The following is a 23,347-nucleotide window of genomic DNA, read 5'->3' as shown; positions in this document are numbered from 1 at the left end:
CGGGTCTGGGGATCCACAGGGGATTGGATTGGTTTCGCAGCCCCAAGCTCCCATGGCTCCCTGCCCACCCCATTGACTGAGACCCATTCTGTCGCAAGGGTTCTCAGACTTGTGTCGGGCAGTCAGCCCCAGACCCGGCACGCCGGGCCACTTCCTGTTTCTCGGCACCGGCTCCCACAGGGCCCTGGTGGGTGAACTGACGGCCCGGCGCAACCAGGCCTTCACCGGGGCCACGTCGCTGCCCTACCCCGTGCTGGATCTGGCGTATGTGCGCCAAGTGCTGCAGCGTCTCGCCCAGGAGGATGGGGCGCCGCTGCCGTCGGAGCCGGTGGCCTGGGAGGCGTTCCAGACCCTGGGCCATCGACCTGAGGAGTTTCTGCGGGCCCTGGGTCAACTCAGGTTCAGCAGCCGCAGTGGCTCGGGGCTGGAGCCGGATCAGCTGCTGCCCGTGATTGCCGCGACCCTGCGCGGCACCGCCGCTGACCTGGAGCTCCAGAAAGTGGAACAGCTGGGCGGGCTGGCCATGGCGATCTTCGAGCGCGTGGCCCGGGAGGAGGGCCCTGCCAAGGGCCTGTTCTCAGCGGAGGCCGCGTCGGCCTATGCCGCTGCGATCGGCCGGGAGGTGCGGGTGGAGGAGATTCAGCCGGTGGTCAACGAACTTCTCTCCGACAACCTGCTGATGCGGCTGGGCCACGGCCTGTACGGCGTCGCCGATCCGCTGGTGCAGGAGATCTGGCGGGAACGGCGGGGCTGATGGCAGGACATGCACGGCCGGCAGGGCTATGTCGCGAGGTTGTTCCCCTTGGAGTCAACAGCTCACCCCGCCAGCACCCCCCGCAAAAACCGATCACTCCACGCCACCGCCGTCGCCCAGTTCTCCGTCTCACTGAGGCCCGAACTGCGGGTCGGCTTGAAGCTGTGGTCCCCACTGGGGATCCAGCCCACCTGCACCTGCGTCGAAAGGCTGTAGGTCTCCACTTCCTCGCGGCGTCCGAACGTGTCCCGCTCCCCCTGCAGGATCAGGGTGGGCGATTTCAGGGCGGCCAGGTGCTCGGTACGCAGCTGCAGCGGCTTGCCGGGCGGATGGAAGGGATAGCCCAGGCACAGGCAGCCCCGCACCCCATCGCTGGCGGCCAGCTCCTCCACCAGCAGGCTGGCCACCCGTCCGCCCATCGACTTGCCGCCGATGAACAGCGGCCGCTGCGGGCTCTCGCCCGTCTCCAGCCGCACCTGCTGGCGGAACGCCTCCTGCAGCACCGGCATCCGCTCGGGCCCCTGGCGGCGGCCCGTCTCGCGCCTCCGGGCCATGTAGCCGAACTCGAAGCGCACCACCCGCCAGCCCGCCGCGGCCAGTCCGCCGGCGATCGCCGCCATGAACGGGCTGTCCATCGCTGCCCCGGCCCCATGGGCCAGCAGCACGGTGGCCGGCGCGTCGTCGGGGCCGTCGATCAGGCGGGGGGTGGAGCTGGTGCCCATACAGTCAGACCATGACACGCCGGATCGGCCTCTCGCTGCGTCGCGCTGCACGGCTTGGGGCCATGGGGGCCATCCTGCTGCTGGCGGCCGGATCGGCATGGGCCGATGGACGCGGACCAAGCCCGGTGCTCCGCCTCGACGGGATCGGCCCGTTGCATCTCGGCATGAACCGAGCCGAAGCCGTCGCCACCGGCTGGCTCTCCGATCCGGGCCCCGGTTGTGAGCTCGGCGGGCCGCCGCTGCCTGTCGTCTACAGGCTCAAAGGGCCCAAGGCGCCGGCCGGAATCGTCGGCACGGCCCAGTTCGACCGGGGCACGTTGCGGGTCTTCGCCTTCTCGGCCGGCGTGCGGACGACGTTCGGCGTCGCCATTCCGGCGGCACCGTGGGCGATCTGCTCAAGCGGGCCCGCGTCGCCGGACTGTCCGCCACCTCGGTCTACGACGAGACCTTCGCCGGGCGGTTCGTCACGCTGAATCGGGGCGGCCAGCAGGTGCTCGGTGCGTTTGCCAACAAGAGCGCCATCGCCACGCTCGCTGTGCCCTATGTGCCCGTCTGCGAATAGTTGCCCGCTCGTTTGCCTTTCGCCCCAGGCCGTTCCGCTGCGCCCTGAAGCTTCAGACCTGGCCGGCCCATCTCAAGCCAGCACGTCCAGCCGCATCAGAGCGGCCGCCTGCCGCAGGCGTCGGTCGAAACAGGCGAAGGTGACCGGCTGATCGCTGCTGCGATGCAGTTCATGGGCGGCCGCCAGCTGGACACTGTCGTAGCCCCGCAGGGCGAAGCCATCGGCGAAGCGCCCGGCCGTTTCGACAAGCCGCTGGGTCACCTCCACGATCGTGCAGTGCTCCCAGCTAACGATCAGTTGCTGACGGGCCTGCTCCAGCGCTTCGGTGTCCTGGGGGTGTTCCCGCTGCCGACGGGCCAGGCCCGCCATCGCCTCGGCCCAGGTGAGGCGGCACACCGCAAGGGACTCCGCCTCAAGGCTGGCCTGGTGCATCCGATCGGAGCCCGGCTCGCTGATCAGCAGCTTGATCAGCGCACTGGTGTCGCAGAAGAGGATCACCCCTGACCCCGGTCCTCCAGCACCATCTCACTGACGCTTTTGCCTCCACCCTTGAGACGGATCGGAGGGGGGAAAGCAGGCTTCTGTCCGCTCCAGCTGACGAGGCCGGCATCCATCGCCGCCTGCAGCGGATCGGTGGCTCTTGGGTCTGATGTCCTGACAGCGGTGATGCGGGCGATCGGCCTGCGGTGGGACGTGACCTCCAGCACTTCGCCGGACTGAGCGCGAGCCAGCCATGAGGAGAGGTGGGCCTTCAGCTCCCGCACCGACACCTGACTCGCGACCACATCGGCCATGGTTACGGGCATTGCTGTGACCACATTAGGTCGGCTGGATGCAGAATCCGGGGGCTTGCCTTCCCACCATGGGCGCGATCCTGCTCACCGTTGTCACCGTGCTTCTGGGCTTCGGCCTTGGCAAGGGCGTCCCTCGGCTGGTGCAGGGCTCGGGCCGCCTGGCGCGCCGTTCCCGCTTCAGCCAGCTGGCCTTCGGCTGCCTGCTGCTGGTCCCTTGGCTGGTGGGCATCGCCCTGGTGGTGCAGATCCCCCTGAACCTCGGGCTGCTGCTGCCGGCGATCGGCTATGCGGCCGGCATGGCCTGGGGCCGCCGCAAGGTGGGGCTGTAGATCGCCCACCATGGCCTAAGCCTCAACGCGGCAACTGCGATTCCAGCTCCCGCAGCCTTCCCTCGAGGGACTCGATCCGCTCCAGGTAGGTGAGGGCCAGGGCCATTCCCGGCACGTTGAGGCCGAAGTCGTCGCGCAGGCGGGCGGCGCGGCGGGCCAGGCTCACGGTATGGACATGGAAGGTCCACACCGGCGCGTGCTGGGCGCAGCGGAACACCCCGAACTGCACGAGTTCGATCACCTCCTCGTGGCCCAGGCCCGAAGCGGCCAGCAGCTCCTCGAGGGCCACGGTGCACCCCTCGTCGTCGTCATCGGGGATCAGCAGATCGTCAGCCATCGGTGGGGGGTCCTTCGAGGTGGTGGCGGGGATGAAACGCGGAGGCTTCGGCGAGCTCGCGGTACAGCGCCTGCTCCCGTTCGCCGATCCGTTCGGGCAGCACGATCTGAATCACACCGTAGAGATCGCCCGCCCCGTCGCGCCGGTGGGGCAGGCCCTTGCCGGCCAGGCGCAGCTTCTGGCCGCTGCGCATCCCCGGCTTCAGGCTCACCGCCACTGGCCTATCGAGGCTGGGCACAGTGATGTCGGCCCCCAGGGCCGCCTCCCAGGGGGCGATCGGCAGCTCCAGATAGAGGTCGTGTCCCACGGCCCGGAAGCGGGGATGGGGCGCCAGCCGGATCACCAGATAGAGATCGCCGGGGGGACCGCCGGCGATGCCGTCGCCGCCCTTACCTGGAACCCGCAGCCGCTCCCCCTCCACCACTCCGCGGGGCACCCGGATGCGGCCGCTGCGGGTCTGCGTCTCGACTCGGCCATCGGCCCGCAGGGCCGGAACGCTGAGCGAGAACGACACCTCGGTGCCGCGGGCCGCCTGCTCGAGGCTGAGTTCGGTGGCCACCTCCACGTCCTGGCCGCGGATCGGGAAGTCCGCCGCCTGGCGCCGGGGTCCGCCGGTGCCGCCACCGAAGCCGCCGAAGCCCATCCGCTCGAACAGATCGGCCAGGTCGACCTCCTGCTGGCCGCCGCCGCGTGAGAAGCGGGTCTCCCATTCCGGGGAGGGATGGAACTCCTCGCCGGGGCCATGGCGGCCGAGGTCGTCATAGGCCTGGCGCTTCTCCGGATCGCAGAGGGTCTGGTAGGCCTCGCTGATCTCCTTGAATCGCTCCTCCGCCCCCTCCTGTTTGGCGACGTCGGGGTGATACTGGCGCGCCAGTTTTCGGTAGGCCTTTTTGATCTCCTCGCCCGTGGCGTCGCGCTCAACTCCCAGGCTGGCGTAGTAGTCCTTGAACTTCATTCCAGCATCCCCGCCCGGCTCCCGAGATCCGCGGCCATCCTCCTATGCCCCTGCTGATCGCCCTGGCGGCGGTGGCCCTTCTCTATGCCTCGGTGGGCCACGCCGGTGCCTCCGGCTACATCGCTGTGCTGGCCCTGGCGGGTGTACCGGCGGCCGAGATCCGCGCGATCGCCCTGGTGCTCAACGTGCTGGTGGCCAGCGTCGGCACGCTGCAGTTCATCGCCGCCGGCCACTTCCGCCGTGATGTCTTTGTGCCGCTGGCCCTGGTGTCGGTGCCCGCGGCCCTGGTTGGCGGCGCCATCACCCTGCCGGCCGTTCTGCTGCGCCAGTTGATCGGGGTGGTGCTGCTGTTTTCCGCCTGGCGGTTGGCCGCCCATAGGACGCCGAGCGATCCGGAGGCGATGCGGCTGCCCCGCCGCCGGGTCGTGGCCCTCACCGGCGCAACCCTGGGGCTGCTGGCCGGCCTCACCGGCACCGGTGGCGGCATCTTTCTGACGCCCTGGATGATCCTGCGCTCCTGGCTGTTGCCGAAGCAGGCGGCGGCGGTGTCGGTGGCCTTCATCCTGGTGAACTCGATCGCCGGCCTGGCCGGCCTGCTGCTGCGCCAGGGCGTCGCTGCCCTGCCGGACCCTGGGGCTCTCGCGCCGCTGGCGGGGGTGGTGCTGGTCGGCGGCACGTTGGGTGCCTACGGCGGCAGCCGCCGCTTACCGTCGCCCTGGATCCGCCGGCTGCTGGCGCTGGTGCTGCTGATCGCCGCCTGGAAACTGCTCAGCGTCGGCGCCTGAAGCGCTCTCTCGGTGCAGCCAGCTCTGCCTGCCAGGTGTGCCTCAGCCGGCCTCCGCCACCTGCCGGAGCCGCTGCACCGCGTCGGCGACGGGCAGCAAGGAAACGTTCTCCACCGACATCGCCTGGGAGGACCCGAAAGGGTTGTCGAGATCGGTGATCAGCAGCAGCAGCTTGATCAGCAGGAAGCAGATCACGCCGATGAAAAAGAGGGATTCGGCGAAGGGCTCGATTCTCGAGAGCACAAGCCCGATGGTGAGAACCCCCGTGCCGATGTAGGCCATGCCGTAGACGGAAGGGACGAACGTCGTGCTGCGAATCACGTCGATGCGCTGCACGCCTCGGCGGATCTGGGCCAGTTCGAGCAACAGGCGTGCCTGCAGCGGTGCCGGATACAGGCAGCCGAGCTGCTCAATCGCTAACTGCAGTTCGTTGAGCCGCTCCAGCAGCGCCAGGGTCGGCCCGGCCTCCTGCATCCAGGCCAGGAGGGCTCCGCTGAAATCCGCCAGCAGCGCCAGGCTCCCCTTCACCTCGGCATTCGGCTGCAGCAACGGCAGGCCTTGCACCTCCAGGGCGATGCACTCCAGGGCGGCGGCCAGCTCACCCGGCAGCTTCTCCCCTTCCTTGTAATCGGTCAGAACCCCATTCAGGAGGAAGCCCAGCAGGAACACCTCGGAGGCCACCAGGGCCGAGAACAGGGGATTCGGGGTCAGCACCTCCCAGTGCTGCCGGTGCACCAGAACCCTGCAGGCTTCGATGCCCAGCAGCAGCAGGCTCACCCGGCCGAAGAACCAGACGCGCCTCAGCTGAGGCATGGCACTGGAGTTCATCGACGCCTGGCGAACCGCTGCCAGTCTGGGCGGTCACCCCGGCGGTTGGATCAGTCCTTGATCTTGGCCACCTCCTCCTTGGCCCGCTTCAGCACGTCGCCGGTGAGGGGAACGAAGCCCAGTTCGGCGGCCTGCTGCTGGGGACCTTCCTCCAGAGCCCAAAGCAGGAAGGTGCGCACGGCTTCGGCCTTCTTCTCCCCCTGCCCGCCCTGGTAAGCCAGGATCCAGGTGAAGGCCACGATCGGGAAGCTTTCGGCTCCTTTTGGATTGCAGCCTTCCCCACCCAGGCGCTCATCGAGGGTGATGTTGTTCAGCGCCGCCGCTCCGGTCTTGGAGTCAGCAAGCACAAATTGCCCGTCCTTGTTTTGCAGCGCCGCCGGCTTCACATCACCGCGCAGGAAGGCCTGGTTCACATAGCCGAGAGAGCCGGGGGTGTTCTGGATCAGGCCGGCCACGCCTTCGTTCCCCCTGGCGCCCAGCCCCACGGGCCATTGCACCGCCTTGCCGACGCCCACCCGCTGTTTCCACTCCGGCGAGAAGCAGGCCAGCGAATTGGTGAAGTTGAAGGTGGTGCCGGAGCCATCGGAGCGGTGCACCACTTTGAGGGGTCTGGACGGACAACCCAGGGCGCTCCAGTTGGTGATCTTGCCGAGGAAGATGTCGGCCAGCTGGGTCTGGGTCAGCTTGAGATCGGGGCAGTTGGGATTGTTATAGGCCGGGCTGATCGTGCCGCCCAGCATCGGGATCTGCACGGCGCCGCGCTGGCCGGCCATGCCCTCTTTGAAATTCGCGTCGCTGAGCTGTTCGTCAGTGGCGCCGAAATCAACCGAGCCGGCCAGGAACGAGCGCACCCCCTGCCCGGAACCCACCGACTGATAGTTCACCAGGTAGCCCTTGGCGGCCTTGTAGTCGGCCGCCCAGCGCTGGTAGGCCGGAGCGGGGAAGGAGGCTCCGGCGCCGTTGAGCGACGGCAGCCGGCGACCACCGCCGCAGGCACCGATGCTGAGCGTCAAAGCGACGAGCCCGATCGGCAGCGACGCTCGACGCAGATGGGCGACGGTCAGCTGGGGGGGAATGGACAAGGGATTCACAACGTGTATATGGGTACATCTAACCCGAGACTGGGTGGGCTTTTGGTTAAGGCGTGGCGACGAGGTAACGAAAGCGACAGCGCCATGGCCGCCAAGGGCTCACTGGTCCCGCTAGGGCGCCTGCTCCTCCTCGTCTTCACGCGGCAGCGGTGGCAGGGGCGGGGGGGGCACCGGCAGCACCTCCAGCTCGGGGGGATTTGGCGGGGTGTCCGGTCCGATCAGGTCCACGGCGGTGCGTTGCACCACCAGCCGGAAGCGCAGGGGCGCCTGGGTTTTGTTGATGAAGTCCTGGACGCCGGCGACTTGCCGGGCCGTGGGCAGGGTCGGATCGGTCACGCGCACCCGGGCCCGGATCAGCGGTGGGTTCTGCTGCCAGTTGATGGAAATGCCCACCAGATCGATGGCGGGATCGCCCCCGAGGGTGATCGTGCTGCTGCGCAGCCGTTGCTCGATCACCGCCTCCAGCTTCTGGGCCTGGTTTTCCCGCTGGGATCGGCTCACCAGGGCGAAGAAACTGCTGCCCAGGGGGATCACCAGCAGGGCGGTGAGGGCCACGCTGGTGAGGCCCAGCCGGCTGTGGAACAGCCGGCGGCGGTACACCTTCTCAAGAATCCCCAGGGCTGCCATCGCCCCCACCATGATCCCGAGAAGGTTTGTGGCGAACAGCAGCAGCGCTCCGTAGGCCTGCGCCCAGAACGAGGAGGCCAGCAGGATCCCCACCACGCACATCGGTGGCACCAGGGCCACCGCAATCGCCAGACCGGCCAGGGCCGAGATGGCCTCCTTGCGCAGCTTGGCGTACATCGCTACGGCTCCGGCCACCAGCGCCACCCCCAGATCCAGCAGGTTGGGGCTGGTGCGGTTCATCACCTCGCGGCCGAAGCTGGAGAAGGCCACCAGACGGCCCACCGCCATCGCCAGCAGCACACAGATCACCACCCCCAGCATCAGGGTGCACAGGGCCCGCAGGAACATCGGCAGCCGCCCCCGCAGGATCTCGAAGGCCATCGCCTGCAGCGGCATGATCCAGGGGGCCACCACCATGGCGCCGATCACCACCCCCGTGCTGTTGGCCAGCAGGCCCAGGGTGGCGATCAAGGTGGCGCCCACGGTGAGCACCACGAACACCTGGTTGAAGCTGGCGTCGTGTTCGAACTCCTGCCTCAGCGCGTCAAGCCGTCCCTCTTCCGAGATGGTGGTGGGGGAGTTCATGGCCGGAGCGCTGGCGATGGGTCACCCAGCCTGCTGCGTCTCCGGGATACCTTCAAGCCCCTGCCCAGACCATCACCGTCTCCATGGCACGGCTGAACCCTGCGGTTGCGAGCTTGGTGCTGGCGGCCCTTGTGCCACTCGCCGCCCGGGCGGAGACCTTGCCGTACCAGCGGCTGGTGGACGCGTTCGAGCAGCGCGGCTTCCACGTACTCGGCAGCCACCCCCGCTGCGCCGAGCGCGGTCTGTACGGGCTCTACCTGCGCGAGAGCCGGCGGATCGTGGTCTGCCCCCGTGGCAACCTCAACGACACGCTGCTGCATGAGGGGTGGCACGCGGTGCAGTCGCGGTGTCTGCGGGGGGAGCCGCTGCTGGGCGAGGAGGAACTGCGCCGGGGCCTGAGCCGTCGCGACCAGCACGACCTGGCCCGGCTCTACGGCGAAGGCCGCTGGCAGCGGGAAGCGGAAGCCCGGGTCATGGCTCGCCGCGATCCTGCGTCCTACTTCCGCCTTGTGGACGAGCTCTGTGGCCCACCAGCTGCCCCACCAGCCGCGGCGCCGCCCCTGAGCGCGCCTCAGGGCCAGGCCGTGAAACGCACCGGCTCGTAGCGGGCGATCGACACCGTCCAGCCCCGGATCGCCAGGGTGCTCAGCTCGGCATGGAAGTCGGCGGTGGCGCCGCCGCCGACCCAGCGGGCCTTGAGCCGGGGCAGCTGTTCCTGCAGCGCTTCCAGCGGCAGCTCCACCAGCAGCAGGCTGGGCTCCCCGGCGGCCCGCCGCAGGGCGCCGGCCTCGCTGCGCTGCCAGAGGCGCAACAGCAGTTCCAGCACCAGGGTGCGGCCGTCGTCGCCGGGATCGGGCGCCTCGGCCGCCGTTACGGGCAACGACTTGCCATTCAGCGGCAAGGCCCGCTGGCCCTCCTGTTCCAGCAGGGCCAGCGCCACCAGATAGGGAGCTTCCGCCAATGATCATCGCCTGCACAGACTCCCCAGCCTGCAAGATCGACAACGGCCTGGCGACTGGCGAGCATGGCGGTTCGTGGGCTCGCCCCACGCCACCCGCCCCGGATCCATGGACAGCTTCGACGGCAAGATCATCGTGGGCAGCGAGGAGTGGTGCAGCTTCCCCGACGCCGGGCTGCCGGCGATCAAGGCCCGGGTGGATTCCGGTGCGGCCACCTCCGCCCTCCATGCCACCAACATCGTTCCCTTCGACCGCGATGGCCGTCCCTGGGTGAGCTTTGAGGTGCACCCGCTCCAGGACGATCGGGTGGTGGTGGTGCGCCACGAGGCCCCCGTGGTGGCCAAGCGGGAGGTGCGCAACACCAGCGGCGTCCCGGAGAGCCGCTACGTGATCCGGGAGCGCCTAGTGCTCGGTGAGCAGAGTTGGGAGGTGGAGCTGACCCTCGCCAACCGTGATGCCATGGGCTACCGGATGCTGCTCGGCCGCCAGGCCATGGTGGGCCGGATCCTGGTGGACCCGGAGGGCAGCCACCACCTGCGATCCCTCAGCGCCGAGGAGAGCCGCGCCCTCTATTGTCATGTCCGCAAGCGCGACGACGGCCTGCGGATCGTGCTGCTGGCCAGCAACCCCGATCTCTACAGCAACCGCCGCCTGATCGAGGCCGGCGAGGAACGCGGCCACCACATGCAGTTCCTCAACATCCGCCAGTGCTACATCCGCCTGGATCCCCGCAATCCCGAGGTCCACTACCGCGGCGGCGACGTGCTCGGCACGGTGGACGCCGTCATCCCGCGCATCCGCCCCAGCGTCACCTTCTACGGCTGCGCCGTGACGCGGCAATTCGAATCGATGGGGGTGCCGTCCCTCAACAGCGCCCACGCCATCACCGTCTCCCGCGACAAGCTCTTCGCCTCCCAGGAGTTCGTCCGCGCCGGGCTCAACACGCCCATCACGGGTTTCGCCGATTCCCCCCTCGACACCGTGGACCTGATCCGCATGGTGGGCGGTGCCCCCCTGATCGTGAAGTTGCTCGAAGGGGCCCAGGGCAAGGGCGTCGTGCTCGCCGAGACCCAGAAGGCGGCGGAAAGTGTCATCAATGCGCTCCAGAGCCTCGACGCCAACCTGCTGGTGCAGGAGTTCATCAAGGAGGCCGGGGGCACGGATCTGCGCTGCTTCGTGGTCGGCGGCAAGGTGGTGGCCGCCATCGAACGCCGGGCTGCCGAGGGGGAGTTCCGGGCCAACCTGCACCAGGGGGGATCGGCCCGGACCGTGCAGCTCGACGCCCCTGAAAAGCAGATGGCCATCAAGGCCTGCAAGGCCCTGGGGCTTGATGTGGCCGGTGTCGACATCCTTCGCTCCCACCGCGGGCCCCTGCTGCTGGAGGTGAACTCCAGCCCTGGACTCGAGGGGATCGAAGCGGCCACCGGCCTGGATCTGGCCGGCAAGATGATCCAGAAGCTGGAACGCAAGCTCGGCTGGGGGCGTCCTGCGGCCCAGGAGGCCGCCGTCGACGTGAGGTCGTGATCGAAGCTGCTGGTGCCATCCCCTACCTGGAGCTGGAGGCCGTCGAGGCCTGGCTGGGCCCCCGCCGCGTCTTCGAGGATCTCTGCCTGCGGCTGCACCACGGCGAGCACACCGTGGTGCTCGGCCCCAACGGCTCCGGCAAGAGCTCGCTGGTGAAGCTGCTCAGCCGTGAGCTCTATCCCGTGGTCAAGCCCGGCTCCCTGCTGCGGATTTTCGGCAGCGCAACGGTGAATCTCTGGGAGCTGCGCGGCCGCATCGGCCTGGTGTCCCAGGACCTGCAGGCCGCCTACGGGGGCCGGGTGCCTGCCGCTGCTGTGGTGCTCTCCGGCTTCTTCGGCTCGGTGGGACTCGGCCGCAGCCAGGTGGCCACCGAGACGCAACGCCGGCGCGTGGTGGCGCTGATGGAGCAGCTGGGGCTGGCCGAGCTGGCCGAGCGCCCCTACGGCCAGCTCTCCGACGGCCAGCGGCGGCGCCTGCTCCTGGCCCGGGCCCTGGTGCACGGCCCTGAGGTGCTGGTGCTGGATGAGCCCACCAACGGCCTCGATCTCAAGGCGAAACACCAGCTGCTGGCGATCCTGCGTGACCTGGCCCGCGCCGGCACCACCCTGCTGTTGGTGACCCACCAGATCGAGGCGATCCTGCCGGAGATCAGCCGTTGCGTGCTGCTGCGTGAGGGGAAAGTGGTGGGCGACGGCCCCAGCGACGCCCTGCTGCAGGACGCCCCCCTCAGTGCCCTGTTCGCCACACCCCTGCGGGTGTGCGAGGCCAACGGCTACCGCCAGGTGCTGCCGGCGGCTTGAGCCGCCATCATTCGGGACATGTGCCGTGGCTTCCGGGTGCCCCGTCTGATCCGACTGCTGCTGGCCTTCCTGATCGCCTGCCTGCTGCCGCTGATGGGCCTGTCAACGGCGGCGCTCTGGGCTGCGCCGGCGGCCGCTCCCCCCGCCACGGGCCGGCCGTCCTATGTGCCCCTGGAGAGCCAAGCGTTCCACGGCCAGCTGCTGGAACTGCAGCAGCAATGGATCGATGCCCCCCTCAACCAGGTGGTGGGAGACAGCCCGCGGGCCACCTTGCTCAATTTCTACGTGGTGATGGCCCAGGTGAGCCGCGACATCGCGCGGATCGAGGCCAAGGCCATGACGACACCCGGGCTGTTCTGGTCGAGCGCGGTGCAGAGCGAACTGGAGCTGATCACCAGCTATTTCGATGAGGCGGTGAAAGCCCTGGATGTGTCGGAGATCCCGCAGAGCATCCGGGCGGATTTCGCCGATGAGTATGCCCTCAAGCTCAAGGTGATTCTCGATTATGTCTTTACCCACAGCCGCAAGCCTTTCGAGATCCCTGATGCGGCCGGGATGAAGGCCTTGAACGAGGGGCGGGTGAATCCGACGGCCAGTTGGACCATCCCAGGCACGTCCATCACCCTGACGGATGTGGGGGATGAAGGGGGGCGAGATCGAGGCTTTCTGTTCTCGACCTACACAGTGGCCCAGATCCCCAGCCTCTATGAGGAGATCAAGGATCGGCTGAGGCCATCCGACAGCAGCTCCACGTTGCTGACGCCAGCGATCTATGACGCTTTCAGCCTCAGGCCCGGCCATATCCTGCCGCCCAAGTGGTACCTGATGCTGCCCAGGGGCTTCCGGCAACGGGTGCTGCAGTCCCAACTCTGGGACCAGACCCTCTTCCAGGTTGTGGTTGGCCTGCTGGCCCTGGCGACCTACGCCGCCGTTCAGCTTCGCTTGGTGCTGGCCCTGCTCGGCACCTATCGGCTGACCCAGAGGGACGCCAGGGAACTCCTTACAGCCATGGAAGTCTGGAAACTCGACAACATCGCCTGGCATCGGGTGCTGCTGGCGGGGGTGGCCTTGCCCCTGACCCGTCTGGTGGAACTGCTGCTCGATCACTACGTCAACATCACTGGCCTGCCCCTGCAGGTGCTGGTGTATCTGCTTTACACGATCTATTTCTGCTGGGCGGGATTATTCAGCTTCTTCCTGATGGAGGCCCTGGGCCGCAGCCTGGCGGAATGGATCACGATGCTGCGGGGCCGCCGCAACGCTCTGCAACTGAGCCGTGTCAGCAATCTGGTGATGCCCGTGTGCCGGGTGCTGGGGGCCATCATCGGCATCTCCCTGATCTATCGGCTGCTGATCCTGCTGGGGTTGCCGGCCTCCACCGTGCTGGCCTTTTCCGCCGTGCCCGGCCTGGCCATCGGCCTGGGGGCCTCGAAGCTGCTGGGCAATCTGTTCGCCGGTTTGTCCATTCAAACCGACCGCCCCCTGCGGGTGGGTGAGTTCTGCCGCATTGGCGCCAATCTGGGTTACGTCACCAAAATCGGGCTGCGCTCCTTGGAGCTGCAGACCCATGAAAGTCGCATCACCATTCCCAATTCGATCGTCGACGAGGAGACGATCGTCAACTACTCCCTGCGATCGGTTCTGGCGCAGGATGCGGTGCTCCATGTGTTTGAGTTACACCTCCCGTTGCCAACCGATCTCACCCCCGATCAGCTGGACGACCTGTTGCATTACAGCCGCTTATTCCTCAGTGAGCTGCCGGATTTTTCCGCCACCCAGGTGTTCCTCGATCAGACGGCACAGGACGGGGAGTTGCTGCTCCGTTGCTGCGGGCAGATCCAAGCCCCCAACTGGACCGATTACCTCACCTTGCGGGAAGCGGTGCTGCTGCGATTGCGGCAGCTCCTGGATCAGGTGACCCGCTCCCGCATGGTGATCGGCGTGGCCTACAACACCACCCAGGAGCAGCTGCAGCGCATCCCGGAGCTGATTGCCGGTCTGTTCGATCGCGAACCCCTGGCGGCCTTCCGTGCCTGTCGCCTGATGGCCATCAGCGACTTCAGCTACGACTTCACCTACGACTACCGCTCCTCCCAGCCCACCTATGCGGCGTTCAAAGATGAGGTGGCCCGGCTCAACCGGGCCCTGCTGGCCCTGTTCGCCGCCGAAGGGATCGAGATCCCCTATCCCACCCAGGCGGAGGTCCAGCTCGATGAATGAACGGACACTCCACACCCTGGCGGGCTGCGGCCTGGTGATCGGTGCCTATCCCCGCTTCCGCTACGACGCCCGTGGCGGTGGCGGCGTGGGGCGGCTCACCGGGCGGGACGACAACGGTTTGCAGGCGCTCCGTTTCGAGCCCACTGCCTTGCAGATCCCGCCGCTCCACTGGCGCACCACCCGTTTCCTGGGCCTGCCGTTGCCCCCGGGGCTGGTGATCACGATTCACCCCCAGCGGCTTGAGGGGAGCCTGGATGGGGCCACCGGAGCAATGGCGCTGCGGTTCTGCGCCCGTTTCCGCTTCGCCATCGGTTCGCTCTATCGGGCTGCCGATCTGATCGTCGACACGACGCTCAGCACCGGCCCGGTGCAGGGCCGCCGCCACAGCGCCAGCGGCCAGCCCCTTGATGGCAATGGCCTGGCGCAGCTGGTGGGCGTGGCCACCATCGCCCCCAGCGGTGATCCGTTCCTCGACCGGTTCCTGGGCCTGCCCGATGAGGCCTTGGCGCTGCTGCGCTGCCGGTTTGGACCGCTGGCGCCGGCGGGCCAAGACTTACCTTGACCCCCTCAGCGCCCGATCCCGCCATGCATCCCCTGCCGTTGCATCTCGGAGCGGGCAGCGATCTGCGCGCCAGCCTCGAGCAGCTGGGGACCCAAGCCGGCGCCGCCGGGTTCGTGCTGGGTGTGGTGGGCGACCTCTCCCAGGCGGCCTTCCAGTGCCCGGGCCAGGCCGAGCCCACTGTGCTGGAGGGCCACCTGGAGATCATCACCCTGCAGGGCACCGTGGCGCCCCAGGGCGTGCACCTGCACCTGAGCCTGTCCGATGGCGAGTGCCAGGTCTGGGGCGGCCACCTCGAGCACGGCAGCCTGGTGCTCAGGGGCGCCGACCTGCTGGTGGGCTTCCTGCCCCCCGGCGCGCCCCAGGAGCCCGCAGCGGCCAGCCCTAGCCAGCCACGGGTGGAGATCGCCGTGCTCAGCGGTTGCCCCTTTTCGGCCCGGGCCCTGCGCATGCTGCGCACCCTTGGCATCCCCCATGGGGTGCAGCTGGCCGACGACGAGCACATCCGTCAGGAGGTTGCTGAACGCAGTGGCAGCGGTTCGATGCCCCAGGTGTTCATCGACGGCCAGCCCATCGGTGGCTACGACGCCCTGGCCGATCTGCACGGCCGCGGCGCCCTTGACCATCTGCGCTGAGGGGGCGCCCCTACCGGGATAGGTCAGGCAACTGCGCCTTTAGCCGGGCCAGCTTGGGTTGGTCATGGATGACGACGTAGGGGTGGGCCGGGTTGCGGGCGACGAAGTTCTGGTGGTAGGCCTCGGCGGGAGTGAAGCCCCGCCAGTTCTCCACAGTTGTGGCGATCGGCCGCGGCAGCGCACCGGAGCGGTTCAGCTGGGCGATGTAGGCCGCGGCCACCCGGCCCTGCTCCGGGTCGGTGGGGAAGATCGCCGAGCGGTACTGGAAGCCCACATCCGGCCCCTGGCGGTTCAGCTCGGTGGGGTCGTGGGCGACGGCGAAGAACACCTTCAGCAGCTGGCCGTAGCTCAACCGGGCCGGGTCGTAGCTGATGCGGATGCCCTCGGCGTGGCCGGTGTCGCCGCCACTCACCCGGTCGTAGGCGGCGGTGGCCGGGCTGCCGCCGGTGCAGCCGGTCACCACCTCGGTGACGCCTTTGACGCGCTCGAACACCGCTTCCATGCCCCAGAAGCAACCCCCGGCCAGCACCGCCGTGGCGCGCGGGCCGGCGGCTGTGGTGAGGCGTGGCGACAGTCGCATCGGTGGGGAAGCGGGTGCTGCAAGCACTACCGGCCAGGGCCCCCGGCGGATTCCCCCGTAAGGTCGACCCAAGAGATGGAACCTCCATGGCAGCTCGCCTCGCCATCGGCCCGGTGGACGTGAGTCCCGAGGTGCGCGAGTGGGTGGATGGCGAAACCCTGCAGCGTCTGGTGGCCCGCCACCGTCGCGGCGACTGGGGCGTGGTCGATGCCCGCGATGCTCGCGACAACACCATCGCCGCCTATCGCCAGCAGGGTTCGCTGCGTAGCGTCTTCGATCTCGGCCAGGGCCTGCAGGTCTGGATCCTCACCCATGAACTCGGCACCGACCGGCTGCACACCCTGGTGCTGCTCCCGATCGATGAGTAGGCCCCGGAGTGCGGTGATGGCCGTTCATCGTCCCGCTTGCCCCGACTGTCAGGTCTCTCGAGAGTGCTTAAGATCCATGCCGGCATCGTCCTTATGGTTTCTTTTGTCTGGTTGTGTTGCCGGGCCTCTGCCAGGACGCGGCGAGCTCCGCGACCTCGCTTCAGTTGCCCACGTTCGCGAGCACTCCCATGGCCCGTGCCGGTGTCCAGCATCCCGTGCGTCAGCGCCAGCAAAAGCGCCTCGCCGAAGTCCCTGGCCGCTTGGCATCCTGAGCTTTTTCTTGTCCTTTCTCAATCCTTCGTGGTGAAGGAATGTATGGATCTTTCCCCAGTCACTTCGCGCTGTAACGATCCCAGTTTCTTCGCTCTGAATTCGGTAAGAATCGCTACTTGACATCGTCGGCAGGCATGGCCTTCCGGGGAGCTCTTTTTGTCGTGCTCCTGCATTGATTCCTACCAGAAGCCGCCAGCTCCCCTGCCCATGGCGATGTTCTTCTCTCTGCCCTTTGCGTTGTTTTCCCCATGGCCCTGGTCCAAGCCCCTTCCCTTGGCATCGAGCGTTTCGCGGATGATCGCAACAAGGAGAACTGGTCGAAGGCGTCGCCGCAGGATCGTGACGGCATTATCCGGCTGGTCTATCAGCAGGTGTTGGGCCAGCAGTATGTGATGCAGAATGAGCGCCTTGCCGGTGCCGAATCCCTGTTCCGAAACGGCTATCTCACCGTGCAGGAATTCGTGCGTACCCTCGCGAAAAGCGGACTCTATCGCGCCCGTTTCTTCGAATCCTGCAACCCTTACCGCTTCATCGAGCTCAACCACAAACATCTCCTCGGCCGGGCTCCCCACAACAAGGCCGAGATGCTGCACCACTTCACGATCCTGCAGGAGCAGGGCTAGGACGCCGAGATCGATTCCTACATCGACAGTGCCGAATATCAGGAGCGCTTCGGCTCCGACGTGGTGCCCTATCTGCACGGCTGGGACTATTCCGCCGGCCACCAGGGTCAGCAGTTTTCCTGGCTGATGCAGCTGGCCGGTGGAGCGGCCGCCTCGGTCAAGGGAGACAGCGCTGGCACCCGCTTCAAGCTCGGCCGGGCCCTGCACCAGGATCGGGCCGTGACGGTGTCGGTCAAGAGTCCCCGCTTCAGCGGTGAATCCTTCTTCCAGGCCAACCTGGTCCAGGGGGGCACCAGTGTCGATGGTCCGGTGTCCCGGAGCGGCCAGCTCACCGATCCCTCCCGCGGCCACCGGGCAGAGGCCCTGGTGGTGTCGGCCGGGGTGCGCAGCACCAGCACATCCAGTGGCCGGGTGGCCACCATCACCGCCACCGGGCTGGTGAACAACGCCGTGGTGCGCAGCGGTGCCTATGTGATGCGGGTGCCCTACAGCCGCATGAACGAGGCCCTGCAGCGGGTGCAGCGTCTCGGTGGCCGGGTGGTGCGGGTCAGCGTCAACTGATTCAGAGCCCGGGGGGGTCAGGGCCGCAGGTCCACCCCCCGCCCGGCCAGCAGCTGGCGGCAGGCCATCAGGGCCGAGAGGCTCACCCCGGCGGTGCCCTCGCCGGGGTGGATGGCATCGCCGCACAGCCATAGGCCCGCCAGGGGGGTGCGGCTGGCCAGGCCGAAGGGCCCGAACCGGCTGGGGTGCTGGCCCAGGCCGCCCACATAGCCCCAGGGCCGGCCGGTCCAGCCCGCAAAGCCCCGGGGGGTGGCCAGTTCTCCGTGCAGCCAGTCGGCAGGCCCCACCCCCAGCCGTTGCTGCAGGCCCTCCTGAATCGCGGCCATCGCCCGCTGCTTGCGGGCCTGATAGTCGGCCTCCTCCCCGCCGAACCAGGCCCGGGCCGGGGTGAACACACTGGCGATCACCGTGGCCCGCCCGGCGGGGGCCCGGCCATCGCCGTCCTGGCTCACCGAGACGAACAGGGAGCCCGGTTCAGGGGCCGCCAGCTGCAGATGGCTGGGGCAGCCCGGCGGCAGCTTGTCCCGCTCGACGGCCCCGTAGAACACCAGGGCCCCGCTGGGTTCGTGCAGGGTCTCGAGCCGCCGGCCGTAGCTGGCTGGCAGGCCGTCCCCGAGCAGGGCCGGCAGGGTCTGGGGGGGCAGGGTCACCACCACCTCAGCGGCCGTCAGGTTGAAGTCTGCCTCCGCTGCCCCGGGGTCGCCGGGACGAGCCGATGGGCGCCGGCCCGAGATCTCCCAGCGCTCGTCCGGCCGGGCGGGCGGCCGCAGTCGTTCGACGCGGTGGCGCAGCCGCAGCCGACCGCCATGCAGTGCCAGGGCTTGCTCAAGGCTGTCGCTGAGGGACTGCATCGAGCCCTCCAGATGCCAGAGGCCCAGCGGCTCCTGCACCATGGCCAGCACCGTGGCCCCGTAGAGCGCGGCCGTGCGATTGGCGGGCTCCTGGGAGTAGAGCTTCAGCTGCAGATCCAGGAAGCGCCGCAGCCGGGCGTCGGCGGCGCAGCCGCAGATCCGCAACAGGTCGGCCACCGTGGCGGTGGTGAGCAGGCCGCTGGCCAGCGTCCCTGGCCCCACCGCCCCCAGCAGTTGGCCCAGATCCCACCAGCTGCGGGGCGGCAGCACCGGATCTTGCGAGGCGAAGGCCCAGTTGGCCCGGTGTACGGCGTCGCAAAGGGCCCAGAAGCGGCCACTGCCAGGAAACTGTCTCAGCCGTTCCTGGTGCCAGCGCTCCGGGTCGCGCCAGATCGACACCGGCTCGCGGCCATCACCCAGGTCCACCACGCAGCCGGGATCCAGCGGCACGGCCGCCGGCGGCGCCACCCCCAGATGGCGGAACAGCCGGGCGTGGATGCCGGCGGGGGTGACGCCACCCTCCTCCAGGCCGGCCACCTGGGTGGCCCCGACGTCGAACACGTAGGGCCCGCGCCGAAAGGTGCCGGCGCAGCCGCCGCTCTGGCGGTGGGCCTCCAGTAGCTCCACATCGAGCCCCTGCTTTGCCAGCAGTGCAGCCGCCGTCAGGCCGGCGATCCCGGCGCCCACCACCACCACATCCGCCCTGGACCCGTCGCTGGAGAGCAAAGCTGCTTGGAGGCCTCGATGTCGATGCTGGCAGGGAGGGTTGGTGGGCGTGGGCCCCTTGTGCCCTTGGCGGACGCTGGGCGCCAGGAGTGAAGATGCAGTTAAGAGGCGGATGCGATTCAGATGAGAGGCCAACAAGGTCCGACCCTTCGGTCATTCCATGCATGTTCTGTAATCGTTAAGGCGTTGCCATGGCCGATGGTCGTCTCCGGAGGGCTGGCAAGAGAGCTGCCGCAGCCCCGGATGATCGCTGAGACTCCTTGCCGTGCAGTGGGAGTGATCTGGGGATGCCTGCCTGTGCCCCACCTTGCTCGCCCTGCTGCGGCCGGCCATGGATGCTGCCAGCCCATTACCACCAGGGGCACCCGACTTAACAGAAGCTGTGTTAAGGTGAAGGTTCGCTATAGCCTTTCGGCGAAACCATCCCTCAGCACCCCCCTTCCATGACTCGTCCTCTCACCGGGCTCGGCACTCTGAAGAGCGTTCCGAGTCCCAGGATCCGCACCAAGGCACTCATCGGTGCTGCCGTGGTCACTGCTTTTGCTTCCGTCCTGTCGGCCGGTTCGGCAAATGCCGCCGCACACATAACCACCTGCGCAGACGCCAAAGACCTCACTTTCGGCGACAAGACAGTCAGCGGTATCGTCTGCACTGATGTGGGCGGTCTCACCGAGATTCGACTTGGTTCTTTTGGTGTTACTTACGACTTAGGTAGCACCATCGATCCTCCAACCCAGAAGGGATCCATCGCCTACACAATTAGCATTATTGAGCCCGGGTTTGAATTCGCTAGGGTTGGGCTGGACTCTGGATGCATCAATCCACTTGTTGGAGGCTGTACAGTCACCAAGAATTTTACTTGGACTTCTGGATCGGATTCATTGGTTTCCATTAATGGTTTCCCTGCGCCCATTGAATTTGAGTTTGCAGCAGGGGTCACCCTTCTCAAGGTTGAAGATATTTTCTCCGCGAAGGACGATTCTGCTATCTCGACCGTAAACAACTTCTTTGCCCAAAGGCCCGCTCCGACCCCTGGGGAGCCTGTTCCTGGACCCCTTCCCATCCTTGGAGCTGGTATGGCCTTCGGCTTCAGCCGCAGGCTGAGGTCTCGGATCAAGTCCTCCGCAACAATGGCCTGAGCCGGATTGTAAGTCACCATTTGAAACAAGCCCATCAAGGCAATCCCTGACAATAGTCAGGGATTTTTTATTGGGCATCTTCACAATTGTTACCCTGCTAAGTTTGTGCAGGGTTGGCTCTCTCCTGCCTCTGATGGGGTTCAGGGGAGTAGGGATCGTGGATGACGGAAGACCATCTGGATGTCAAGAGTAATTAAGAAAGTAATCGTTGATCGGCCTGCTTTCTGCTAGCGCAATGTCTTGCGTCAGTTTGTCCATGACGAAACTTGGAGCTAAGCGTGGCATCCATCTGAAAGCATCAGCTGCGCGGCCGATCATCTTCCCAGTCCATCCACTCCTTGGCAATGATGTCACCGTGATGACCGCGACCGCGCTGGGTAGCTTTGCCAAATCTTCTCTGATTGCGCACAAGAAGACTCTCCAATAACGTGGAGTGATCGGGGGATCGGCGGCCGATGGCAGCAAAGCCGAGGAAAAAGATCAGCATCCTCAGGGTGTTTGCGAGCGCCAACCCCAAGGAGCGTTGCCAAAGTGAGGACATTTTGTTGCCGAGCTCATACTCGGCACGTTTTGTGTTGGCACTGATGCCCTCTGCCAACCTTTCCCTGATGACGGGGAAAGGTTGGGGCAACTGCTCGGGCAGAGCTGGCTTGTTGCCAGGGATCTGCTCGTAAGCCCTGCGTAGTTCCGCCGGGGTGGTGGCTTTCCTGATTGCCTCAACAGAACTGGCTGCCTGGGCGATGAGTTGGCTGGATTCCTGCTTCCTTGCCTGAAGCAGCTTCACACCTGAATAGATTTGAACGGGGATCAGAAGCAGATATCCCATCGCTACCCAACTGGCCAGGCGCCGCAGCAGCGTTGCGCGGCTAGCCAATTGCTTGGAATGGGGATTGAGAACGGATGCACCCGCCACTAAGATGGCTCCAGTGAGCGGCGTGATGCCTCGGCTCACGAGAAAGCCGATCATTTTGTCCAGCCAGGCCGGCTGCAGGAGGGCCACGGGCCAGGCTTGAAAGATGAGTTCGACCAGGAAGTAGGCCAGGATGGCTACTCCCGCCGAATGCATCACCGAGGCGAATTCAACGTGCAGCTGAGGGGATGATTCTCGGGAGTCCCGGGGACTAGTGGTCGGGGACATCCTTGCCGTTCCTGTCTGTAATGATGATATTAGTATGGTATCGATTCAACAGCTTGGTCAAGGGTCTTTCCCGTGATTTTGGTGGACGGGGTGCTTGATGGTTGGATGGATGGATGTGGTCTGGTTGATGCCTTGCACGTGATGGGCTGAGGTGGGCCTTTTGGGACAGGCTGGAATCACCCATGGCCGCTTCCATGCCCCATCCCGATACCCTCCCCTCCTGGCTCGCCGAGCACCTCGGCGTGGATCTGGTGGGCTGCACTCCGGTGGGCGGCGGCTGCATCCACAGCGCCTGGCGTCTGGATCTGGCCGATGGCAGCCGGCTGTTCGCCAAGACCAACGGGGCCGCCTCCTTGCCGCTCCTGGAAGCGGAAGCTGAGGGCCTGCAGGCCCTGAGGACGGCGACGGGGCAGGAGGGGCTGCAGGTGCCTGTCCCCCTGATTTGCGCAGTGGCGGGCCCATCGGCCGTGCTGGTGCTCTCCTGGCTTGCGCTGGAGAGCGGTCGTTCCGCAGCAGATGCGCTGCCCTGGCGCCACTTGGGGGCTGCCCTGGCTGGCTTGCATCAGCGCAGCCTCACGCTCCACTGCGTCGCAGCGGATCGGGTCGGGTCGGCCTTCGGCTGGCCCCGGGACAACGTCATCGGCGCCTTCCCCCAGCGCAACGGCTGGGACGCGGACTGGGGCCGCTTCTTCGTGCAACGGCGTCTGGCGCCCCAGCTGGAGCACCTGGCCCGCCGCGGCACCCCCCTAGGGCAGGCCCAGTTGCTGTTGGAGCGTGCCGGCCAGTGGCTGGCGGAGCATCAGCCCGAGCCGTGCCTGGTGCACGGCGACCTCTGGAGCGGCAACGCCGCCATCTGTGCCGACGGCCAGGGGGCGATCTTCGATCCGGCGGTCTACCGGGGCGATCGGGAGGTGGACCTGGCCATGGCGCGGCTGTTCGGGGGCTTTCCCGAGGCATTCTTCGCTAGCTACGAGGGTGCCTGGCCCCTGCCGCCAGGCCATCGCTTCCGCCGTGATCTCTACAACCTTTATCACCTGCTCAACCACGCCAACCTGTTCGGCGGCAGCTACCTGGGCCAATCCCAGGCCCGCATCGATGCCCTCTTGGCCCCAGGGGCGGACCGGGAAAGGGGGTGATGCTGCGGGGGCGTCAGCTCAGGTATTCCTTGCGCAGGGTCTGGAGCTTGGCCATCACGGCCGAGCGCTTGTCACCCGTGGTGAGGTTCTTCCAGCTCCAGCGGCCCACCACCACCAGTCCGAGCAGTTCCAGCAGGCCCGGCACGATCGGCAGCAGGTTGATGGTGTCCAGCACCCCCTTGATCAGGATCTGGGCCACGATCACGGCCAGCAGGACGCCGGAAGCCTTGCCGATGCGGCCCACCTGGCTCCAGTCCACCTTGTCAAGGGTTTCGTTGACCTTGCTAATCACCTCGCTATAGCGCTCGGTGAAATCCACCTCGGCGGCGCTGGTGGTGGTGTCGTCCTGCATGGTCTCCTTCTCCTCGGTCGTGCTGTCGATCATGGAAGGAGAGGCCTCCTGACGGAATGATGCATAACGTACCGGTGTGAACCCACAGACGCCAGCGGAACTGTGCATCGGTCGTCAGGCGCTGACGCTGCTGGAGGCCGTCCTGGTGGCGGCGGCCCCCGAAGAGGGCTGTGCCCTGCTGCTCGGGGGCCGGGATCCCTGGTGTGTTCGCCGCGTCTGGCCCTGCCTCAACGTCTGGGAGCCGGCCGCCGACCGCTGTCGTCGCTTCGCCCTCGATCCGCGCGAGCAGCTGCTGGCGCAGAAGTGGGCCCGCACCAGGGGGCTGAGCGTGCTGGGATCGGCCCACAGCCATCCGCTCTCGGAGCCCGTGCCCTCGGCCCTCGACCGGTCCCTGGCCTTCACGCCCACCCTGATGCTGATCCTGGGGCAGGGGCCCGTCGCCGGGGGGGCGCGTTCCCTGGCCTGCTGGTGGTTGCCGGAGCAGGGTCGCCCCCGGCGGTTGACATGGAGAATGGACGATTAGTGCGTCGTCGG

General features: G+C 67.2%; 27 protein-coding genes and 2 pseudogenes. 16 read left to right on the top strand and 13 right to left on the bottom strand.

The features are described 5' to 3' along the window. Positions 1-109: 109 nt before the first annotated feature. Complete coding sequence (locus KBZ33_RS14030; protein WP_254952819.1) at positions 110-754, top strand: hypothetical protein; 645 nt, start codon at positions 110-112, stop codon at positions 752-754. A 62-nt stretch (positions 755-816) separates the two neighbouring features. On the opposite strand, the gene KBZ33_RS14025 is transcribed toward KBZ33_RS14030, so the two are convergent. Then, positions 817-1,476, bottom strand: coding sequence for an alpha/beta family hydrolase (locus KBZ33_RS14025; protein ID WP_254952820.1), 660 nt, complete (start codon positions 1,474-1,476; stop codon positions 817-819). A gap of 382 nt (positions 1,477-1,858) precedes the next feature. Between KBZ33_RS14025 and KBZ33_RS14020 the strand changes: the two genes are divergently transcribed. Then, positions 1,859-2,038 (top strand): hypothetical protein, encoded by a 180-nt coding sequence (locus KBZ33_RS14020; protein ID WP_254952821.1) that lies wholly within the window; start codon positions 1,859-1,861, stop codon positions 2,036-2,038. Positions 2,039-2,110: 72 nt separating this feature from the next. On the opposite strand, the gene KBZ33_RS14015 is transcribed toward KBZ33_RS14020, so the two are convergent. Further along, positions 2,111-2,536: a type II toxin-antitoxin system VapC family toxin gene (locus tag KBZ33_RS14015; protein ID WP_254952822.1), complete on the bottom strand. Its 426-nt coding sequence runs from the start codon at positions 2,534-2,536 to the stop codon at positions 2,111-2,113. After that, on the bottom strand, positions 2,533-2,832 hold the full coding sequence (locus KBZ33_RS14010) for a type II toxin-antitoxin system Phd/YefM family antitoxin (RefSeq protein WP_255011809.1): 300 nt from the start codon (positions 2,830-2,832) through the stop codon (positions 2,533-2,535). Before KBZ33_RS14010 ends, KBZ33_RS14015 begins: the two co-directional genes overlap by 4 nt. A 68-nt stretch (positions 2,833-2,900) precedes the next feature. Here KBZ33_RS14010 and KBZ33_RS14005 point away from each other — a divergent pair, with 68 nt between their 5' ends. After that, complete coding sequence (locus KBZ33_RS14005; RefSeq protein WP_254952824.1) at positions 2,901-3,161, top strand: hypothetical protein; 261 nt, start codon at positions 2,901-2,903, stop codon at positions 3,159-3,161. A gap of 22 nt (positions 3,162-3,183) precedes the next feature. On the opposite strand, the gene KBZ33_RS14000 is transcribed toward KBZ33_RS14005, so the two are convergent. Both KBZ33_RS14000 and KBZ33_RS13995 read right to left on the bottom strand, forming a co-directional pair. Further along, positions 3,184-3,498 carry a chaperone modulator CbpM gene (locus KBZ33_RS14000; RefSeq protein ID WP_254952825.1) on the bottom strand — a complete coding sequence of 105 codons (315 nt, stop codon included), beginning with the start codon at positions 3,496-3,498 and terminating at the stop codon, positions 3,184-3,186. Continuing rightward, positions 3,491-4,453 (bottom strand): DnaJ C-terminal domain-containing protein, encoded by a 963-nt coding sequence (locus KBZ33_RS13995; protein ID WP_254952826.1) that lies wholly within the window; start codon positions 4,451-4,453, stop codon positions 3,491-3,493. Before KBZ33_RS13995 ends, KBZ33_RS14000 begins: the two co-directional genes overlap by 8 nt. Before the next feature lie 44 nt (positions 4,454-4,497). Here KBZ33_RS13995 and KBZ33_RS13990 point away from each other — a divergent pair, with 44 nt between their 5' ends. Further along, the gene (locus KBZ33_RS13990) at positions 4,498-5,238 is read left to right on the top strand and encodes a sulfite exporter TauE/SafE family protein (RefSeq protein ID WP_254952827.1); all 741 of its coding nucleotides are present in this window, start codon (positions 4,498-4,500) and stop codon (positions 5,236-5,238) included. Between the two features lie 42 nt (positions 5,239-5,280). On the opposite strand, the gene KBZ33_RS13985 is transcribed toward KBZ33_RS13990, so the two are convergent. The 3 genes from KBZ33_RS13985 to KBZ33_RS13975 all read right to left on the bottom strand — a co-directional run bounded on the left by KBZ33_RS13985 (position 5,281) and on the right by KBZ33_RS13975 (position 8,369). Then, on the bottom strand, positions 5,281-6,051 hold the full coding sequence (locus tag KBZ33_RS13985) for a hypothetical protein (protein WP_254952828.1): 771 nt from the start codon (positions 6,049-6,051) through the stop codon (positions 5,281-5,283). Between the two features lie 65 nt (positions 6,052-6,116). Then, a complete protein-coding gene (gene pstS / locus KBZ33_RS13980; protein WP_254952829.1) occupies positions 6,117-7,148 on the bottom strand; it encodes a phosphate ABC transporter substrate-binding protein PstS in 1,032 nt (343 codons plus the stop codon). Positions 7,149-7,268: 120 nt separating this feature from the next. Next, positions 7,269-8,369: a DUF389 domain-containing protein gene (locus KBZ33_RS13975; RefSeq protein WP_254952830.1), complete on the bottom strand. Its 1,101-nt coding sequence runs from the start codon at positions 8,367-8,369 to the stop codon at positions 7,269-7,271. Between the two features lie 83 nt (positions 8,370-8,452). On the opposite strand from KBZ33_RS13975, the gene KBZ33_RS13970 reads away from it, so the two are divergent. Then, positions 8,453-8,974, top strand: coding sequence for a hypothetical protein (locus tag KBZ33_RS13970; protein WP_254952831.1), 522 nt, complete (start codon positions 8,453-8,455; stop codon positions 8,972-8,974). Here the strand turns inward: KBZ33_RS13970 and KBZ33_RS13965 are convergent. Next, positions 8,941-9,330 carry a hypothetical protein gene (locus tag KBZ33_RS13965; protein ID WP_254952833.1) on the bottom strand — a complete coding sequence of 130 codons (390 nt, stop codon included), beginning with the start codon at positions 9,328-9,330 and terminating at the stop codon, positions 8,941-8,943. The genes KBZ33_RS13970 and KBZ33_RS13965 overlap by 34 nt on opposite strands. A 106-nt stretch (positions 9,331-9,436) precedes the next feature. On the opposite strand from KBZ33_RS13965, the pseudogene KBZ33_RS21855 reads away from it, so the two are divergent. The 6 genes and pseudogenes from KBZ33_RS21855 to KBZ33_RS13940 form a co-directional block, all read left to right on the top strand. Continuing rightward, a pseudogene (locus KBZ33_RS21855) lies at positions 9,437-9,838 on the top strand (ATP-dependent zinc protease); the annotation flags it as partial. Positions 9,839-9,928: 90 nt separating this feature from the next. Beyond that, a complete protein-coding gene (gene rimK, locus KBZ33_RS13960) occupies positions 9,929-10,852 on the top strand; it encodes a 30S ribosomal protein S6--L-glutamate ligase (protein ID WP_396108535.1) in 924 nt (307 codons plus the stop codon). After that, a complete protein-coding gene (locus tag KBZ33_RS13955; protein WP_254952836.1) occupies positions 10,849-11,652 on the top strand; it encodes an ABC transporter ATP-binding protein in 804 nt (267 codons plus the stop codon). Before rimK ends, KBZ33_RS13955 begins: the two co-directional genes overlap by 4 nt. Positions 11,653-11,670: 18 nt before the next feature. Continuing rightward, the gene (locus KBZ33_RS13950) at positions 11,671-13,872 is read left to right on the top strand and encodes a mechanosensitive ion channel family protein (RefSeq protein ID WP_254952837.1); all 2,202 of its coding nucleotides are present in this window, start codon (positions 11,671-11,673) and stop codon (positions 13,870-13,872) included. After that, a complete protein-coding gene (locus tag KBZ33_RS13945; RefSeq protein ID WP_254952838.1) occupies positions 13,865-14,434 on the top strand; it encodes a hypothetical protein in 570 nt (189 codons plus the stop codon). Before KBZ33_RS13950 ends, KBZ33_RS13945 begins: the two co-directional genes overlap by 8 nt. A gap of 23 nt (positions 14,435-14,457) precedes the next feature. Beyond that, entirely contained in the window at positions 14,458-15,066 is a 609-nt protein-coding gene (locus KBZ33_RS13940; RefSeq protein WP_254952946.1) for a PCC domain-containing protein, read from the top strand. Positions 15,067-15,076: 10 nt separating this feature from the next. On the opposite strand, the gene msrA is transcribed toward KBZ33_RS13940, so the two are convergent. Further along, entirely contained in the window at positions 15,077-15,697 is a 621-nt protein-coding gene (gene msrA, locus KBZ33_RS13935; protein ID WP_396108533.1) for a peptide-methionine (S)-S-oxide reductase MsrA, read from the bottom strand. 35 nt (positions 15,698-15,732) lie between these two features. On the opposite strand from msrA, the gene KBZ33_RS13930 reads away from it, so the two are divergent. Together KBZ33_RS13930 and KBZ33_RS13925 are read left to right on the top strand one after the other, a co-directional pair. Beyond that, on the top strand, positions 15,733-16,014 hold the full coding sequence (locus KBZ33_RS13930; RefSeq protein ID WP_254952840.1) for a hypothetical protein: 282 nt from the start codon (positions 15,733-15,735) through the stop codon (positions 16,012-16,014). Positions 16,015-16,535: 521 nt separating this feature from the next. Continuing rightward, positions 16,536-17,471: pseudogene (locus tag KBZ33_RS13925) on the top strand (phycobilisome rod-core linker polypeptide). Positions 17,472-17,488: 17 nt separating this feature from the next. Here KBZ33_RS13925 and crtD read toward each other — a convergent pair. Beyond that, entirely contained in the window at positions 17,489-19,048 is a 1,560-nt protein-coding gene (gene crtD, locus KBZ33_RS13920) for a C-3',4' desaturase CrtD (RefSeq protein ID WP_254952842.1), read from the bottom strand. Between the two features lie 443 nt (positions 19,049-19,491). On the opposite strand from crtD, the gene KBZ33_RS13915 reads away from it, so the two are divergent. Continuing rightward, positions 19,492-20,187: a hypothetical protein gene (locus KBZ33_RS13915; RefSeq protein WP_254952844.1), complete on the top strand. Its 696-nt coding sequence runs from the start codon at positions 19,492-19,494 to the stop codon at positions 20,185-20,187. 298 nt (positions 20,188-20,485) lie between these two features. On the opposite strand, the gene KBZ33_RS13910 is transcribed toward KBZ33_RS13915, so the two are convergent. Beyond that, entirely contained in the window at positions 20,486-21,253 is a 768-nt protein-coding gene (locus KBZ33_RS13910; RefSeq protein WP_255011807.1) for a hypothetical protein, read from the bottom strand. 266 nt (positions 21,254-21,519) lie between these two features. Between KBZ33_RS13910 and KBZ33_RS13905 the strand changes: the two genes are divergently transcribed. After that, positions 21,520-22,461 carry a fructosamine kinase family protein gene (locus KBZ33_RS13905; RefSeq protein WP_254952846.1) on the top strand — a complete coding sequence of 314 codons (942 nt, stop codon included), beginning with the start codon at positions 21,520-21,522 and terminating at the stop codon, positions 22,459-22,461. A gap of 13 nt (positions 22,462-22,474) precedes the next feature. Here KBZ33_RS13905 and KBZ33_RS13900 read toward each other — a convergent pair whose 3' ends face one another. After that, a complete protein-coding gene (locus KBZ33_RS13900) occupies positions 22,475-22,846 on the bottom strand; it encodes a CAAD domain-containing protein (protein WP_254952848.1) in 372 nt (123 codons plus the stop codon). Positions 22,847-22,889: 43 nt separating this feature from the next. Here KBZ33_RS13900 and KBZ33_RS13895 point away from each other — a divergent pair, with 43 nt between their 5' ends. Further along, a complete protein-coding gene (locus KBZ33_RS13895; RefSeq protein ID WP_254952849.1) occupies positions 22,890-23,336 on the top strand; it encodes a M67 family metallopeptidase in 447 nt (148 codons plus the stop codon). Positions 23,337-23,347 lie beyond the last annotated feature (11 nt).

It is taken from the genome of Cyanobium sp. Cruz-8D1, from assembly GCF_024345975.1.
In the GTDB taxonomy this organism is placed as follows: domain Bacteria; phylum Cyanobacteriota; class Cyanobacteriia; order PCC-6307; family Cyanobiaceae; genus Cyanobium.
This window is presented reverse-complemented; position numbering and strand designations above follow the sequence as displayed.